Annotated in this window: 18 protein-coding genes; 11 read left to right on the top strand and 7 right to left on the bottom strand. The window is 63.4% G+C overall.

Translation table 11 applies throughout. From position 1 onward, the window contains the following. Positions 1–52: 52 nt before the first annotated feature. Together H8F27_RS16575 and H8F27_RS16580 are read right to left on the bottom strand one after the other, a co-directional pair. Positions 53–622, bottom strand: a complete 570-nt coding sequence (locus H8F27_RS16575; protein WP_197149596.1) for a hypothetical protein — start codon at positions 620–622, stop codon at positions 53–55. 99 nt (positions 623–721) lie between these two features. After that, positions 722–1027, bottom strand: a complete 306-nt coding sequence (locus tag H8F27_RS16580; protein ID WP_197149597.1) for a hypothetical protein — start codon at positions 1025–1027, stop codon at positions 722–724. A gap of 128 nt (positions 1028–1155) precedes the next feature. Between H8F27_RS16580 and H8F27_RS16585 the strand changes: the two genes are divergently transcribed. The 6 genes from H8F27_RS16585 (at position 1156) to H8F27_RS16610 (ending at position 4820) form a co-directional block, all read left to right on the top strand. Beyond that, complete coding sequence (locus tag H8F27_RS16585; protein WP_197149598.1) at positions 1156–1458, top strand: hypothetical protein; 303 nt, start codon at positions 1156–1158, stop codon at positions 1456–1458. A 3-nt stretch (positions 1459–1461) separates the two neighbouring features. Continuing rightward, entirely contained in the window at positions 1462–2040 is a 579-nt protein-coding gene (locus H8F27_RS16590) for a DUF4236 domain-containing protein (RefSeq protein ID WP_197149599.1), read from the top strand. Between the two features lie 141 nt (positions 2041–2181). After that, the gene (locus tag H8F27_RS16595; protein ID WP_197149600.1) at positions 2182–3114 is read left to right on the top strand and encodes a PD-(D/E)XK nuclease family protein; all 933 of its coding nucleotides are present in this window, start codon (positions 2182–2184) and stop codon (positions 3112–3114) included. 119 nt (positions 3115–3233) lie between these two features. After that, positions 3234–3746 carry a hypothetical protein gene (locus tag H8F27_RS16600; protein WP_197149601.1) on the top strand — a complete coding sequence of 171 codons (513 nt, stop codon included), beginning with the start codon at positions 3234–3236 and terminating at the stop codon, positions 3744–3746. Beyond that, positions 3715–3924: a hypothetical protein gene (locus tag H8F27_RS16605; protein ID WP_197149602.1), complete on the top strand. Its 210-nt coding sequence runs from the start codon at positions 3715–3717 to the stop codon at positions 3922–3924. The genes H8F27_RS16600 and H8F27_RS16605 overlap by 32 nt, the downstream gene beginning before the upstream one ends. 125 nt (positions 3925–4049) lie before the next feature. After that, complete coding sequence (locus H8F27_RS16610) at positions 4050–4820, top strand: TIGR01458 family HAD-type hydrolase (RefSeq protein WP_197149416.1); 771 nt, start codon at positions 4050–4052, stop codon at positions 4818–4820. A 40-nt stretch (positions 4821–4860) separates the two neighbouring features. Here H8F27_RS16610 and H8F27_RS16615 read toward each other — a convergent pair whose 3' ends face one another. The 4 genes from H8F27_RS16615 to H8F27_RS16630 all read right to left on the bottom strand — a co-directional run bounded on the left by H8F27_RS16615 (position 4861) and on the right by H8F27_RS16630 (position 7374). Beyond that, a complete protein-coding gene (locus H8F27_RS16615; RefSeq protein WP_197149604.1) occupies positions 4861–5139 on the bottom strand; it encodes a galactose oxidase in 279 nt (92 codons plus the stop codon). 58 nt (positions 5140–5197) lie between these two features. Continuing rightward, positions 5198–6097, bottom strand: a complete 900-nt coding sequence (locus H8F27_RS16620) for an RAD52 family DNA repair protein (RefSeq protein WP_231596389.1) — start codon at positions 6095–6097, stop codon at positions 5198–5200. Positions 6098–6298: 201 nt separating this feature from the next. After that, complete coding sequence (locus H8F27_RS16625) at positions 6299–6880, bottom strand: siphovirus Gp157 family protein (protein WP_197149613.1); 582 nt, start codon at positions 6878–6880, stop codon at positions 6299–6301. 53 nt (positions 6881–6933) lie between these two features. After that, positions 6934–7374 carry an SLOG family protein gene (locus tag H8F27_RS16630; RefSeq protein ID WP_231596390.1) on the bottom strand — a complete coding sequence of 147 codons (441 nt, stop codon included), beginning with the start codon at positions 7372–7374 and terminating at the stop codon, positions 6934–6936. Positions 7375–8430: 1056 nt separating this feature from the next. Here H8F27_RS16630 and H8F27_RS16635 point away from each other — a divergent pair. From H8F27_RS16635 to istB, 4 genes are all read left to right on the top strand, one after another. Continuing rightward, on the top strand, positions 8431–9642 hold the full coding sequence (locus tag H8F27_RS16635; protein WP_197149617.1) for a site-specific integrase: 1212 nt from the start codon (positions 8431–8433) through the stop codon (positions 9640–9642). Positions 9643–10107: 465 nt separating this feature from the next. Beyond that, a complete protein-coding gene (locus H8F27_RS16640) occupies positions 10108–10320 on the top strand; it encodes a hypothetical protein (protein ID WP_231596391.1) in 213 nt (70 codons plus the stop codon). Positions 10321–10385: 65 nt separating this feature from the next. Then, positions 10386–12023 (top strand): IS21 family transposase, encoded by a 1638-nt coding sequence (gene istA / locus H8F27_RS17840; protein WP_231596227.1) that lies wholly within the window; start codon positions 10386–10388, stop codon positions 12021–12023. Further along, on the top strand, positions 11977–12690 hold the full coding sequence (istB, locus tag H8F27_RS16645; protein WP_231596186.1) for an IS21-like element helper ATPase IstB: 714 nt from the start codon (positions 11977–11979) through the stop codon (positions 12688–12690). The genes istA and istB overlap by 47 nt, the downstream gene beginning before the upstream one ends. Positions 12691–13142: 452 nt before the next feature. Here the strand turns inward: istB and H8F27_RS16650 are convergent, their stop codons facing one another. After that, on the bottom strand, positions 13143–13376 hold the full coding sequence (locus H8F27_RS16650) for a hypothetical protein (protein ID WP_197149627.1): 234 nt from the start codon (positions 13374–13376) through the stop codon (positions 13143–13145). Between the two features lie 300 nt (positions 13377–13676). Here H8F27_RS16650 and H8F27_RS16655 point away from each other — a divergent pair, with 300 nt between their 5' ends. Beyond that, complete coding sequence (locus tag H8F27_RS16655) at positions 13677–15773, top strand: virulence-associated E family protein (protein ID WP_197149628.1); 2097 nt, start codon at positions 13677–13679, stop codon at positions 15771–15773. Positions 15774–16495: the final 722 nt, after the last annotated feature.

Genomic DNA, 16495 nt, shown 5'->3' on the forward strand with positions numbered 1-16495 from the left:
TCGTCATCGGGAAGAATCACTCTGTAGCGCTGTAAGCAGAGACGGTTGAGGCTCAGAATGCGAGCTGGGCCAGCATCCTGTTCAGCCCCTGGGGCTGATGCACCAATTGATGCCAGAGGGGCATGGTCTGGGCCAGGGCTGCAGCCGCTGCCTGAGCAGCAGCCAGGGAGCGAGCACCGAGAAACTCCATCCCATCGGATTGCCGGTGAAACCGGATCAGGGTTACGCCAGCTGACTGGTCGGCACCATCCACCACCAGCTGGGATGTTGAACCCATCCAGCTCTCCTGAAAGCTGATGGCGGCGGCGGTGCTGCTGGGCCTGATGCCCACGACTGCCATCGGGTCGGCCACAAAACGGCTGGGAACCACCAGCACGGGCAGCGACGGAGCCAGGCTGCAATCAGCACCGCCAAAGGGGTTCCCGCTTTCTGTCACTGGCGTAACGCAGCAGAAGCTTTCAGTGGGATTCGCCCGGCATAGCCCGTAGAGGTGGACGGTCCAGCGTTGGTTGGCCATTGCCCGACCGACGACCGCGGGGACCTGCTGGAGGGCGGGGATCACCACGCTCTCAACGGCGAGGCGCATCGCAGCGGAGACGAGGTAACTGGTTTTGTAGCCCATGGGAATCAGACGTGAGGTGGGGCTGCACCGCGGCACTGGTGCACAGGCACTTCTCGTTTCAGGTTCTGGTGGCTGATTCCGTTCGCCGCGAAACTGCCTTTAATACGTCCAGGCCACCTGCCAGCACTGGCCGATGCCATTGCAGACCACTACCGGATAGGGAGCCTGCCGCACGTTCACCCCGCTGGAACTGGCGCACGCCCACTGCTCCAGGCCCGTGATCGTGCGGCCCATGTAGATCGGATCCACCACTAGGTGACGGATCCGGCCGCAAAACATTGCTGCTGCAACCTCGTTGGCATGAGCCCTGCCGCCGCCGAAAAGCATCTCGGCACCGTGCAAGAGGCTGATGGTGGCTGACACCGTTGCCCTTGCCGTTAATTCCAGCGCGTCTCGGGAAGCCATCAGCCCATCATCAGCGCATTGCATTGAGCGTCTCGTTTCAACCCCGGCCGAGTGATTCCTTCCCTAAAAAGGCTTCAGAAAATGACAGTCGTATCGGAGTGTCGATACAGCCACCTCAGCTATGGCTGATGCTGGTATTCACCGTGGCCAGCGCATCGGCCCTGGCCCAGCAGTCTGTGGAACCGCTGCCAAAGGTAGGTGGCTGCCCCCTCGGCTACTACAGCTCCGGCGGCTACTGCGTTCCGAGCTCTGGTGGTAACACCCGCGGCGCCATTGAAAAGGTGGGCGGGGGCTGCCCGCTGGGCTTTTATTCGTCTGGCAACTACTGCGTCAGCAGCCCCAGCAACGACCAGGAGGCGATCCCGAAGACCGGCAACTCCTGCCCGCTGGGCTGGTACAGCTCGAGCGGCTACTGCGTCAAAAGTCGCTGAACCATGGGTTTCCGATTCCGCCGCTCCGCCCGCCTCGGGCCCCTGCGCTTCAATTTCGCCAAGGGGGGCTTGAGCTCGATCTCGGTGGGCGGGCGGGGCGCCTCGTTCAATATCCCCGTCGCCCGCAGTGGCAGCCCGCGCACCACGGTGGGAATACCCGGAACTGGGCTGAGCTGGAGTGTGGAGCACTCGCCTGATCGGCCAGCTGTGATCCCTGCAGGGAGTGCAGCAGGGCTGCCCAACAGCCGGCGCTTACGGCCTGGCCAGCTCGATGCGTTTAAGCAGTCCCTGCTTGGGGTGCTGCAACAGGAGTTGTTCGCTGCGGGATCAGAAGGTGCCCAGCTCTGGGAGAACGGCAGCGTGAGTCGTTTGCTGGGCGATGGCTCCTTGAGCCCACGAACCGCTGGGCTGCTGGCGCTGATCGAAACACCGGAGGCGATGGAGGGCTATCTCATGCGGGCCCAAAGCCAGGACGACGCCAAACGCCGCACCCAGCGCTGCATCGAGGCCATGCAGGAGGCCTCGCGGTTGGCCGCCTCTAAAGGGTGGCTTGCGACAGGCAGAAGCTCGGGATCAATCTGATCCTCCCCCCTGGCGTGAACGTCCCTCAGCCACTTCAGTGCCGCGACGCCGCTGGGGATCGACATCAGCCCAGGCGGATCCCACAGGGCGTGGCGAGATGCGGTGCAGACTGCGCCCAGAGCTGCGGTGAGCCCAAGGTCGATGCCTGCGATCACCCTGCCGGATTACCCCTACACGCCGCAGCTGGGCTGGTCGTCGACGCGCTCGGAAACCTTCCGCAGCTGCCGCCGGCGCTACTTCTTCCAGTACTACGGCCGCTACGACCACGAACTGCCGCCAGCGTTGATCCAGCGGCTGAAGGGGCTCAGCAGCATCCCGATGACGACCGGGGATGCCGTGCACCAGGTGCTGGCAGCCCTGCTCACACGGCTGCTGCGCACCACGGCAGCGATCGATCGCGAGCGGTTCACCCGCCATGTGCAGCAGACCATCACCGGCCTGCTCGCCGGCACCGAGCTGATGGAGGTGCACTACCGCCAGCGCCCAGCGCCTGAGCCAGCTGAATTGCTTGAACCGGTGATGGTCTGCCTGGAGCAGCTGCTGGCCAGTGAGCGCTACGCCTGGCTGCAGGAGGTGCTCCAGGGTGATCCGCGCTATCTGATCGAGCCACCGGGCTACGGGGAAGCCCGGCTGCAGGGAATGAAGATCTACGCCAAGGTCGACTGCCTCTTTGAGGTGGACGGGGAGGTGGTGATCCTCGATTGGAAGAGTGGCCGCCAGGATCCGGCCAAGCATCTGCGCCAGCTGCTGGGATACGCGGCCTGGGCGGAAGACCACCTCAAGCTGCCGGCTACGCAGATCCGCTGCGTGGCGGCCTACCTCCAGAACAGCTACGCGGAGATTGAGAAACGTCCCACGGCCACTGATCTGCAGGGTCTGGCAGCGGAAGTGGCCGCCGAGATCAAGGAGATGGAAAGCCTCTGCCGCGACCGTGAACGGAATATCCCTCTGGCCAAGGAGTCGTTCCCGCTGACGGAGAACCTCGGCTACTGCCGCAACTGCCAGTTCCGCGAACTCTGCGATCGGGTGGAAGGGGAGAACAGCGCGGGGATCTCAATCCAACCTGCTGCCTGAGCTGCTGCTGCTTAGGGCGCCGAGACGTGGGTATGACGTCAATCCGGTGCTGTACGGAGAACTGAACCTTCCATTGCGCTGATCCCGCTGCCAGGCTGATGGAAGGCTGCTGTATAGCGATGACCCGCGAGCGCGACCCCTTCCGTATTCCCCAGGCCGGCATCGAGGCGGCACCACTGGCGGGTCTGGCCTCGATCGATGTGAACCTCAATGGCGGCAGCCTCACCGGCGGGGAGTTCATCACCGAATCCACCCTTGGTGGCGTTGTGGTGTTTGCCATCTACCAGTCCCTACTCACCGGCCTGCGCACCGAGGCGCTGCGCAAGCGGGGCGAGATCAACCGTGCGGTGCAGATCCAGATGATCGGCAGCACCGTGTGGGCCTCCGTGAAGCAGGGGGCGGCCGTGAGCCTGGTGCTGGCGGTGGTGCTGCTGGTGTTCCCATGGCTGGCAATGCCGCTGTCACTGCTGGGGCTGGTGGGAATGGGCAAGGCGTCGCTGGATCTGTTCCATGCCTTCTGGGATGGCCTCGATGAACTGCAACGCGCTGAGCTGCTGGCTGCCGCCATGGAGGCCGGCGTCAACCTGCGCCGCTTCCTCGATGGCGGCGAGCCAGGCCTCCAGGGAGCCTGATCGGGGGGAAGGTGTCACCCCCCAGGAGACCAACCTGATTGGCGGGATTCCATGCCAGGAGGTGCTGTCGCTGTGTCAGCGAAGCGAGGACGTCCACTATCAGGTGACCGAGCAGATTCAGTTGACTGAGCAGATCGCGGAGCGGTCGTACGAGCCGCTGATCCTCAAGAGAAGCTGACCTCGCTCACGGTGATCTCCATGGGGTGACGGTGCTACGGCGAGGCGATCGAGCTGTTCACCAGCAGCAGAAGCGAACCCTCCAGGACCATCAAGGTGTCTGCAGCACTCTGATCAGGGCTCCCCATGGCTCCAGACAAGGCCTGGCCCTCGGCCCTGCTCCTGGATCTGCAGGGGGTTCTGATCGAGGATCAGCGCGCCCTGCCGGGGGCGGTTGACACGGTGAACCTGGCCCGCCGCAGGGGGGTCGCCATCCGCTTTGTGACCAACACCGCCACCCGCCATCACGACGACCTGTTGCAGGATCTGCAGCAGCTGGGCTTGGCGGCGGAGCCCTCCGAACTGGCCACCGCTCCCCTGGCGGCCAGAAGCTGGCTGGAGCGAGAACACCGTCACCCCCTGGCCCTGGTGCATCCGGCGATTGCGCCGCTGTTCGCCGGCAGCAGTGGCGAGCCGCCGGATTGCGTTCTGCTGGGGGATGGCCGTGATCTGCTCAGCTACGCCAACCTCAACAGAGCTCTGGAGCTGCTGATGCAGGGGGCGCCGCTGATCGGCATCGGCCGCAACCGCCGCTTCCGGGAGGCGGGGCGCTGGATGTTGGATGCCGGGGCCTTCCTACAGGCCCTGGAGTACGGCGCCGATTGCACCGCTCTGGTGATGGGCAAGCCCTCGGCGGAGTTCTTCTCCGAGGTGGTGCGCTCACTGGGGCTGCCGGCCGATGCCTGCCTGATGGTGGGCGACGACGTGGAGGCCGATGTGTGCGGCGCCGCGGCCGCAGGTCTCAGGGCCTGGCTCGTTCAGACCGGCAAGTACCGCCCAGGCGACGAAGCTCAGTTGCCCAGGGGCTGCGCCGTCATCAGCGGCATCGGGGCCCTGCCGAAACAGCTCGGCTGGTGAAGGCACGACATCAGGAAGTGCTGCAAGAGAGCAGCACCGCTCAGGCCACCTCAGGCGCCCAGCCCCGCTGGCGATGAACGTCCTCGGTCCAGCCGCTGCAGCGGCTTGTCAGGTGCTCGCCATGAGCGATGAGGCCCTGATGCAGGTGGCAGGTGAGCAGCGGTATGCACTCGGGCCCCGGGTGGTGGCGGAAGAAGTGGCAGGTCATGCAGACACGGCGGCTGCGGCTGGAGCAGAGCACCGCCTGATCCAGCCAGGGCCAGTCTTCTATCTCCTCCTTGCGGGAGGGCTCCAGGCGGGAGAGAGGGACCGGCACCATGGCAAACACAACATGCGTACACCTGTACTAGCACGGTATGGATCTTGGCGCCAGGGCCTCAGTCGGCGCCCGGCTGGTGCTGCACCAGAAACGCTTCAATCCAGTCGTGGTGGCACTTCTGGTTGATCCGATCGGCGATCGTCACCGCCTCATCTGGCACCTGAAATCGTTTGCGGAAGGCACTGGTGAGGCTCTCCAGCAGGGGCCGGGGCAGGGTCCGCAGGCTGCTGTGGAGGTGCTGGATGGTCTGGGCATCGAGGGGCACCTGGCCGGGATCGACCGGAGCTGATGGCGCTGGCGTCGAGGCCGTGACCTGGGGGTGGGCTTGGGCCGGGGGTGCTGCGGCGGAAGAGGGTGCGCCAGCCGCCGGCCGAATCACGGGAGGCCGCTGGGCTCCATCACCCTGGCCCGCTGCGCTGCTGACCTGCCGCTGCGCCTTGTCGTACAGGGCGAGGCCAAATGGGTTCCCAAAGGTCATCAGCGCTCGCTTCATCGCATCGGTTTCGGCCTCCTTGATGGCGGACTCATGGGCCTGCCCCAGGTCCACGTCGATGCCATGGCCGGCGCCAGTGCCTTCCCGAAGCAGAGGCGTAAGACCTCCGGCTGTGACGGTGATGCGGACGCGGGCGGTGTAGGTGACGCCCCAGCCGGGCTTCTGATCTCTGCCGATGGTTCGTTCTGCCTGGGCAACGCAGCGGACGGCGATGGTTTGGCGCTGCCAGCCATCAAAGCCAAAGATGCGGTTTGCTTCTGCGATCACCTGCCAACCCTCCAAATAGCTCACGCGGCTGCGGCCCTGCTCCCGCTGGCGGACGTTGGCCCGATCCAGCGGGGCGGAGAGAGCGGCGAGCTGCTCGGGGGAGAAGCCAAGGTGCTGAGTCTGGAGAACTTGCGGCACTGCGGCTGATGGTGGGCTTGCTGAGGTCTCCGTATCGGACCGCTCAGCGGAGCGGATCACCTCCAGAGCGGAGGGCGGCCGCTGGGCCGGACGAGGAGCTGCGGGACGATTGCTGGTGCTGGACCCATTGGCGGAAGGAGCGGCGGGACACATGGCGATGGGAAGCAATGGAGCGAGAAGAAAAAAGGAGCGAAATCGGGTCAGTAAGAAGCGGCCCGCCACTGCAGCGGGCCATGCCGAGGGGGCCTCTGCCCCCCCCTTTCAGTGGATGCGCCAGGAGCGGCGGTTGAGCAGCTGAGCGCCGGGGATCTCCCTCCCTGCTTTGAGTGCCTCTTTGATGGCGTTCTTGTCCGGCTTGCTGGTGGTGGAGAAGGTGAGCCACTCGGAATCGAGGGCCTCTTCGTCGTCGATCACCACGGCCTGGGACTTGCGGCTTGACAGCTCGTGATTGGGGAAGGAGAAGCGCGTAGCAGCTGGCTGCAGCTGGGTGAGGACAAAGACCAGCGACTCCTCAAGGGCATCGGCCCGGCCGGCATCAGAGCGGGCCAGATCGGCGAGCCGCTTGGCCTGCTGGCTCCGGTAGGTGGCCTGACCGCGCAGGTGCTCGATCACCCAGCAGGTGGCATCGGCCTTGGCAAAGAGGGCAGCTTTATTGCCTTCTTCTGCGAGCAAGGCGGCCTCGAGCTCGGCGAGGGCCAAAGCGCGCTGCTCGGGGTCGTCGGCTTCCAGCTGCTCGGCCAGCTGGGAGATAGCGGTGGTGAGCTCCTGGGCCTCGATGCCCAGCTGCCAGAGGGAACCAGAGCGCTGCAGGGAGCAGGTGGGGATGGGAGTGAGAACAGCCATGGCACCAATGAGGAGAAAGGGGGAATAGGAAAAGAGGGGGCAATGCCCAGGAATCAATTGAGGCTGGGGGCGTGGCTGATCTGCGCCACAGAGAGCGGCACTGGCGCATGGGCTGCCAAGCGGCGGGCTTCTCTCACCAGCGAGGCGGTGCCAGCGCCACCGGGGAACGCCACCACCAGCACCGAGACCGGGGCAGCAGCGGAGCTGAGCGCATCGGCCCGGCTGATCGCCAGCTCGAGTAGCTCCCGATTACGGATTGGCCCGGCAGCGCGGCCATGGCGGCGCCAATCGGCGGGGAGCACCTCAACCGGCCAGCCCAGCTGAAAAGCGGCGCGACCGATGGTGCGATCAGCGCCGCGGGCTCCGCCATGGAGCAGCCCATGCACGAGCTGACCGCTGCTGCGGGCCAGAAGAACAGCGGCGATCTGCGCGGGCAACCAAAGCAGATCGCGGCCACCGCCTGCCACGATCACAAGCGAGTGGGATGGGGCCACTGCGGGCCCACAAGGAATACAAAGATCCATGAATCAGCTGCCAGAAGTGACAACTGATCGGGGCAACACACCGCAAATAGAAGAGCGGCAGTGCTGGCGAGATCAGGGAATCGGATTACCGCAGGCGATGGGCTTAGGGCCTTTGGCGCAGCCCTTATTCTAGCAGTACAAGTGCACTTATGGACTGCTTGAGTCACTGCAGTGCAATGGCTCTACGCAAAACCTGGCCATGCTCGGAGGGATCTGCAATTGATAAGCAGGCCCACCAGATTCAGCTCTGAATAGCTAACAGGCCGCGCAGCCGCGCGAGGAAATTTGGAACCTTCTCCTTCCCCATCAATGCGGGCGAGTGCCCGGCCACCGCAGCCGCGGGGAAGTGGCCCTGCCTTCCACCCCCAAATCACCGGCCCCAGAGCGGAGGGCGGCGGCGGCTGGCCGATGCAGGCCACGGCGCAGCCGTGGCACGCTCAAGGACGGCCGTCGTCGACCGGAGCAACTGTCAGCGAAGTGCTGAGTAGCTTGGCAACAACCTCGACCAGCCTTGTCGTTGCTGCCAACCAGTCTTTACCGCCTCGTCAGACCTCTCCCGCTGGGGAGAGATCTCCCGGGTATTGGGCGCCTTCCATGGCCTGCTCTTGGCTGCTTGCAGATCCGGCATCGATCAATGGAAATTTGTCGCTCAAGCCCAGATCCGTCGCAATGGGCGACTGCTCTTTTTACGGAATCTCCTTGGATCAAGAGCCGGGACACCAGTACTGAACTGAAAACGCAAAGCCGAATAAGAGGCTTGACTCCAGCAATGGCTCATTAAGCAGGCCAGGCCATGGAGAGCGGAGTGACTGGGAATCTCTCCCCAAATCTCTCCCCTCTCCCTTAGCTAATCGGTGAAAAGTCAGTCGGGGCGACAGGATTCGAACCTGCGACCTAGTGCTCCCAAAGCCTTCTTCAGCGCCACTGCCTGAGCGGGGTTTCAGCTGTAATCCCAGTTTTGGCGACATTTGTCTGACCTTGTCCTGTCAGCTTACGCTAGTTTTGGGTGCCTTTTGGGTGCCTTTGATGCCCCGCGTCAGGAATCAGGAGCCCTGGGCCATTGCCTTCCGCGAGCACGTCCGCGAGCTCTGCGAGGGGTGGACGGTGCGCGAGTCACCCAAATCCGGGCGAGTCATGCTCAAGGTCAGGGGTGAGGCAGAGCAGGCGATCACTTTGCCCTTCGCTTGGGCCAAATCTGAATCAGGCGACGCCTACATCCGCATCCGAAACGTCTACGCACTAACGCAGGAGGGGAATACCCTCCGCCAGGCCGCCGAGATCGCGGCAGGCAAGGCGCCCAAGCTGACCGAGCAGCGCGACTGGCCGGGGGCCCTTGAGCGGTTCAAGGCGCAAAAACTGGAGCACGGCACTGCGATCAAGCCCGGCACCTGGGCCACCAAATACCAGCCAGTGCTCACTGAGGCGGTGGAGCTGCTCACCAGCCGCAAGCCACCCACCACGCCAGCAGACCTGCTCGACCGTTGCATCCGCAGCTGGCCGCCAGGGAGCCGCACTCGGCAGGAGCGGGCCCGCAACCTGGCCCAGTTCATGCGCTACTGCGTTGCCCGTGAGCAGGTGCCGGTGGTCTGGGCACCACCAACCGATCTCAAGGAACACATCGGCCGGCGCCCGCCCACCGCCACCAGCAAGGCCAGCGACCCGATCACCGATCAGCAGATCATCGACCTGATCGCATCACTGCCTGATGACGCAGCAGGGCAGCGCTGGGCTGATGTTCTGCGGCTGTTGAGTGAACTCGGCTTGCGCCCAATCGAGCTACTACACCTCAGCGTCAAGGCAGATCCGAAAACGGGTGAGCGCTACTGGTGGTGCAGCTACGAAAAGAGAGCAGGTGGCGGCATTACCAAACCGCGGCGGCTGTTTCCGCTACCACTGGTTGACGCCGAAGGCGCCGCCCAGCAATGGCACCTGCTGGAGCGGTGGCCCATTGAGCTGCCCTCGCTGCGATCGGGCAACGGTGCAGCGGATGCCATCGCCACCTATCTGAACCGCCGCACTGGGTGGAAGTCGCTGCGGGCCCAGCTTGAGGCCCAGAGCCAGCGGCTGAGCTGCTACAGCTTCCGGCACAGCTACAGCGTGCGCGGTCACCAGCGCGGCATCGACAACGGCTCTATGGCGCTGGCGATGGGGCACAGCATCGAGGTGCATTGCCGTAGCTACCCATGGGCAACTGAGGCGGGTGCGGCGGCTGCGTTTGAACGGGCGGCGGTTCCTTAAGTGACAGCCAAGCAGCTCTGAGCACTAACTTTGTGCTACAACAAGGCCCCAATCAGTTGGCAATGACTGTCGCGTTAAGTCTGCTAGTATCTGACAACTGATTCAACGGGCGCCCGAAAGGTAGGCCGTTGACTGCCTCTCAAGGTTGCTGGGCCGCAGTGTCACCAACTGCTGGAACAAGGGTTAGGGCTCTAAGGAGCGGTGATTCACAAACCCCTCATCGTTTGATGGCGAGACAACCCCGATCCCGCTACCTCTCAGGCCAAAAACTGCGAGGCACAAACGCACCCAAAGCCATCGCATTCGCGCGGGCAATCTCCCCAGAGATCCTGCGCGAATCCCTGGATGGTCAAGCAGTCCTGGCTCAGGATTGCAAGGTGCTAGCAGGCAAAGCGGTTGCCACTGCCCTCAGCGCGATGGGGATTCATGAGAATCCCTACCTTGACCCCTCTCAATCCCAAATGGGTGGCGCAACGTGCCGCCGCTGATCAACTTGGTATCAGTGAGCGCACCCTCCTGCGCTGGCGTACTGCTGGTTTCCTAAAGCTCGGCGTTCACTATCGCCGCAAGTTCCCCGCTCCGAACAGCCCGCTGCTCTATCAGCTGGAGCTATGTGAGCGGGCAATGATTCAAGCCTGTGCACGCGATGCCCGGACCCTTGAACTGGTGGGGGCTTGAGCGATGAATGTCCGCCGACAATGAAGTTGGCCGGTCGGCGACAAGCTCGTTGGCCGGTGGGGTGAGTGCTGGAGACCCTGGTGCCGATGCGCAGGGACCAGGTGATGCCGGCACCACTGACAAGCCACCAACGCAATCTGTTCATGACGAAACGACGAGGCGGCAGCAGCCAGGAGGCTGCTGCCGCGGCGGCGGGCATCTCAGTGCGCAGTGCTCGCCGGATTGAATGCAATCAGCTGCAGCCGCGGGCGAACCAGCCCCGTGGCCGCACCCGCCCCGATCCGCTGGTAGGGGTATGGGAGGAGGAGCTGGTGCCGTTGCTGCAGCGCTCACCCGCGCTGACGCCGATCACGCTCCTGGAGCATCTGCAGCAGCAGAAACCTGATGTGGACTGGATTCCGCTACAGCGCACCCTGCAGCGCCGGGTGCGGGAGTGGAAGGCACTGCACGGCCCGGCGCCGGAGGTGATCTTCCCTTTGAGCTATGAGCCTGGCGAAATTGCCTTCTGTGACTTCACCCAGCTCAAGGGGGTGGAGGTGACGATCGCCGGCCAGGTGTTCCCCCATCTGCTGTTCCACTACCGCCTGGCCTGGAGCGGCTGGAGCTATGCGCAGGTGGTCCAGGGCGGCGAGAGTTTTGCAGCCCTCTCCGAGGGTCTGCAGAACGCTCTGGCTGCCTGCGGCGGGGTGCCAGGTGAACTGCGCACCGACCGGTTATCAGCAGCGTGCCGTAACCGCAACGGCAGTTTCAGCTCCGACATCACCCGCCGTTATCACGCCCTCTGCAGCCACTACAGCCTGGCCTACAGCCGCAACAACCTGGGGGTGGCGCATGAGAACGGCCGTGTGGAGAGTCCCCATGGCCATCTCAAGCGGCGGATCGAGCAGGCGTTGCTGCTGCGCGGCAGCAGTGATTTCGAGTCGCTGGCTGAATACCAGGCTTTTCTGGCCGCGGTGATTGACCAGTACAACAGGCCGCGCCTGATCCGGCTGGAGCAGGAGCAGGCGGCGCTGCGGCCACTACCGCGGTTTCGTTTTGCCGACTACGACATTGAACAGCTCACGGTGCGGCGCACCAGCACGATCGAGGTACGCAGAGTCGTGTATTCGGTGCCGCCGCGGCTGATCGACCAGCGGCTGACGGTGCGGATCTTCCACGACCGGCTGCAGCTGCTTCTGGGCCGGCAGATCGCCTGCGAACTGGAGCGGCGCCACGGCGGTGTCGAGCGTCATGGGCGGGCGTGGAGCATCGATCTGGAGCACCTGATCGATGCGCTCAGGCGAAAACCCCGGGCATTGCTGCACTGCAGTTACCAGCGGGAGCTGTTCCCCGATGAGCGCTGGTGGCAGCTGTGGCAGCAGCTGCGCAATGGCGGTGACCGTGACGCCGCCGCCCGATTGATGGTCGAGGCGCTGTATGTGGGCTGCCGCCTGGCGGGCTACGAGCCAGTGCTGGTTTGGCTCGAGAAGGCCCATCAACGGCAGGGGCTGTCGCTGGCGGCGCTGCAGCAACGCTTCCGGCTGCCGCCCCATCGCCCCCACCCGCCGCAACGCATTTCCCAACACACGCTGCAGAGCTATGACGACCTCCTTGCCCTCCATCCCGCGGCCCCAGGCGGCGGAAGCCGCCCTGCCGATCCTGCTGCGACAGCTGCGGTTGGCATGGATCCGCTGCCACTGGCAGAGCATCGCCTCGCAGGCTGAGGGCGAGGGCTGGAGCCCCAGTCAGTTTCTCTATGCCCTGTGCGAGCAGGAAATGGAGCAACGCCAGCAGGCCCGCCAGCACCGGCTGCTGCGCGCGGCCCAGCTGCCCTGGAGCAAAGCGCTGGCGGACTACGACCATGGCGGCCGGATCGAGGCGCACCGATGGCAGGAACTGGAGGCCTTGAGCCGCCAGAGCGAGTGGCTGCAGCGGGGCGAGAACGTGCTGCTGTTCGGCCCCAGCGGTGTGGGCAAGACGCACCTGGCGGTCGGCATCGCCTTGGCGCAGATCGGCCTGGATCAGGCCTGCCGCTTCTATCCCGCCACGAGCCTGGTGCAGGAGCTGCAGAAGGCCCGCGCCGAATACAACCTGCCGGCAGCGCTGGAGCGGCTGGATCGCTACCCGCTGCTGCTGATCGATGACATTGGCTATGTGCGGCGGGATGAACAGGAGAGCAGCGTGCTGTTTGAGCTGATCTGCCACCGCTACGAGCGCCGATCGCTGCTGATCACCGCCAATCAGCCGTTCACCGCCTGGGATGAGATCTTCCCCAGCAGCTCAATGACCGTGGCGGCGGTGGACCGGCTGGTGCACCACTGCCACATCGTCGAGATCAGCGGCGACAGCCACCGCCGCGCCCAAGCAAGCCGGCGCAGCGGCAGCAAATAGCCACAGCAGCCGTAGAGAAGCGGAGAACAGCCCGGGAGATTGTCGTCCGGCGACAACCTGGTGCCGATGGTGCCAGACCCCGGCGGGGAGCTCCGCGCTGCCGGCGGACTGTGCGGTCCGCCGGCTCGTGCGCTCCAGGGCAAGGCTCAGCAGAGGTCTCGGCGCCTAACCGGCCAACGTGGTTGTCGCCTGGTGCCGATCAGAGGAAGTCAGTGCTGGCAATGGCTCGGACTGATGTGTGGCTCAGTTTTCGTGTCGCCTCCAGCGTCATCGCCCCCCAGTTGTCGCCGGCGACAACTGGGGGGCGATCAGTTCCCCTCACCGGCCAACTTGATTGACGCCAATCGGCCAAGGGGGTTGACGCGGGACAGATGAAAGAAAAAGCCACCGTTGGAGCGGTGGCTGGTGGATTAAATCCTGAAACCAGCCTACCTACCGAGGCAGAGCGCTTCCTACAGCGACTCGGCAAAGACCCCGCCAAAACTTGGTACCGCTGCCTCCTGCCTGACCAGGGGCCAATAAGGCACCTCAACGGTACAGACCTGCAGGGATTCGACCTGGCCACGCTTGAGACGGACAACAAAGCGGGAGCGTCGATTTACTTCATCACTGGTGATGCAGATCAAGCAACCGGCAAGTACAAGAACGGCAAACCAACAGGCGCAGTCGAAGACCACGACGTACATGCCTGCCGGGCTCTGTTTGTCGAGTGGGATTGCAAGCCCATCGAGTGGCAGTCGCGGGCATGGCGCGAGCTAGGCCTACCTGAGCCCTCAGCCATGGTCAAGACCGGCGGCAAGTCGGTGCATTGCTACTGGGCCCTAACCGAGCCCCTGTCGCCTGATGAATGGCGAGTTGTGACCCAACGCCTGATCAAGCATTGCGACAGCGACAAGCATTGCAGCAACCCATCAAGGCTGATGCGTCTGCCTGGCTTTGACTATATCGACAAAAAGACAGGCAAGCCCAACGGCCAGCGGGCTGAGTTGATCCACGACACCGGCAGCCGCTACACCCTCCAGCAGATCCTGGACTGCCTGCCGGAGCCCGAGCCCCAGTTGCTCAACGTCAAGCAGTCAGGGCCCTTTGCCAGTAGCGCTCGCAAGGCAGCAGCAGACCTGCCACCACGGCCAGAAAGCTCTGTGATTGATGCCTTGAGGCAGGTGCCTGAGTTCAAGCATGACCAGGGCCGCCGTGATGAGTTGCTAGGGCTAGCGCTTCGTCTGTCGGTTGAGCTGGGCACCGAGCGGGCACATGAGTTGATGGCCCAGCATTCGCCCACCGTCACAGACCTTGCAGGCTATTTCCGCAAAGGACCAGACCGCATCAGCCCAGGCTCGCTTTACCCATTTCTGCGCGAGCACTACGGCATCGACATCCAGCGCCACGACCTCAAGCGGGACTTACGGCCCGCGGGCCGGCAAAATGATGCAGGCGGGATCGTCAACGGTTTTGACGACCAGTCACCACCACCCGCATCGTTCCAGGCATTGATCCAGCTGCTGCCAGATGGCTGGAGCGAGAAGGGCAACCATCAAACCCTGAGTCCCGGCCAGTTGGCCGAGATGCTTCCACTCAACTGGCTGAGATTCAACGAGCTTGATCTACGGGCTGAGATTCAGACCAGCAGCCGGTGGCAGCGGATCACTGACGCCTGCCTTGATTCCGCTTATGTGCTGCTCACCGCCAAGGGCTGGCGCATCACGGCGGAGCCCGTCGTGAAGGCGGTGCTCCATGCCGCTAGGCAATGCCCCCATCACCCGGTCCGCGATTACCTGGAGCAGATCGAGGTAAACCCCAGCATCACCCCGTTTGATCTCGATCAGGTCGGGCCGCGCTTCTTTCGCGCTACCAACCCGCTTCACGTTGAGATGATCCGCAAGTGGCTGATTGGTGCTGTTGCGCGGGCGCTCCATCCCGGCTGCCAGATGGACTACTGCTTGGTGCTACAGGGCGGACAAGGCCAGCAGAAGTCTCGATCAATTGAGGCCCTCGCCTCAAAGGATTTGCATTGCTGCAGCGTGCCCGAAAACGAAAAGGATCTAATACTGAATGTTCACAGCACTTGGATCTATGAGCTGGCGGAGCTGGAGAGCGTCACCAACCGCAAAGAATCCGGGCGATTGAAGAATCTAATAACCACCAGTATCGACAACATGCGTCCACCGTATGGGCGCACAGCGGAACGGCTTCCCCGTCAGTCGGTTTTCGCCGCCACTGTCAACGAGGACACTTTCCTGCGGGATGACACCGGCAACCGCCGGTACTGGGTCGTTCCGGTTGAGGGTGCTCGCCCATTGGATCCGGCGGGCATCGCTGCCGCCAGGGATTCGATCTGGAAAGCGGCTGTGATCGCCTACCGCTCGGGTGAGCTCCCCATACTCTCCACGACCATGGAAACCCTGAGCGCCACACAAAACGAGGACTTCAACCAGCAGGACCCATGGGTCGAGATGGTCCGCGCCTGGATGGACGGCGATCCGTTGGCGCGGTGGGACAGGGAACGCGACCCCGCCCCTCTGCGCTACGACCCAGAACAGCCCTTCACCAGCGCGGAGGTGCTGTACTCAGCCGGCCTGCGACGCCCAGACCAAATCCAGAGATACGACGAAAACAGGATCGCGGCTGTGCTGAAGAAAATGAGCTTTCAGAAGCGCAAGCAAGAACGGGTAGGGGGGCGGAAGGTCCGCCGGTGGGAGCTGTCCCAACCGCCACAACCGCCACAACCACAAGGCGCCGGGGTTGTGACACCCCAGACTGACTGCACTGGAACGGGTCTGTCCACCTTGTCCCAACCGCCACAACCTATTTCAGGAAAAAGGGAGGAGGTAGAGGAGAGCGCTACAGGGGGCGCTGGTGAACATACGAATCAGCTTTTTTCTGAGGGGGGTTGTGGCACCCCCCTTCACCCGCCCAAATCAATTGAGGCGCAGTCGGTTTCAGTGTCACAACCCCCCTTAGAAGAGGTTGTGACACCTGAGGGGGTTAAGACACCTCAGCGCAAGAAAAGGGGCCAACATCGCAAAAAGGGCCAGGCGTCCGCCCCGTTTGATCGGCGAACCTACGAATCCACTTTCCTATAGTAATCCTTACATGATGCAGGCCTTGCCAGAACCACTACCAAGAAGCCCAGCCTCTTGGGATTTGCTTGGCCTACACAACTGGAAGTAAGAATCCTATCGTCCACTGGTGGCTGCAGTCTTTTGGTTGTGACTTGTAATAGGGTTTGCTATCTAGTGATGAATATGCTGCAGCAAAAGCGAAGTTCCTGTGAGCTCAACCTGATTCTTTGAAATTGCCCAACTCCTCAATAGCCATTTGGGCTACTCCCACCAGCACAGACCACTGCAGAGGGCTCCATGGCGGTGGGCCCCAGCAGTCAACATCGAGGTAGCGGTTACAGCTAGATGCCACATCACCCCACCAGTCCAGAGCAGGAGCCGCGCTTGGCACCGGGGTGGCGCTATTGACCTGCCTCCTCAGCAATCGTCTCACCGTGTCCGCCAGTCCGTTGAGTTCAAGGCAGCGTGCACCGGATGGGCTGGTGCGCTCAAAAGCAGTCAATAATCCGTTCTTGAGCAGCCTGTAGATCGTGCTGCGGCTCCGAAAGCCAAGCGCTATCGATGCTTCTGTGATGCTCACTTCCATTGGGTGCTCCTGATAAGCGATGAGGGGTGCTCCTGGCGCGGGGGAGGCGGGTAGTGGTTGCTATAGCCACATTAGCCGATTTAGGTGGACGTCCCAAAACATCTACCCTGTACCTGGCCTGCCGGTGCGGTTCTAATTACCTCGCATGCCATACACC

Source organism: Synechococcus sp. CBW1108, from assembly GCF_015840335.1.
Classification (GTDB): Bacteria; Cyanobacteriota; Cyanobacteriia; order PCC-6307; family Cyanobiaceae; genus Cyanobium_A.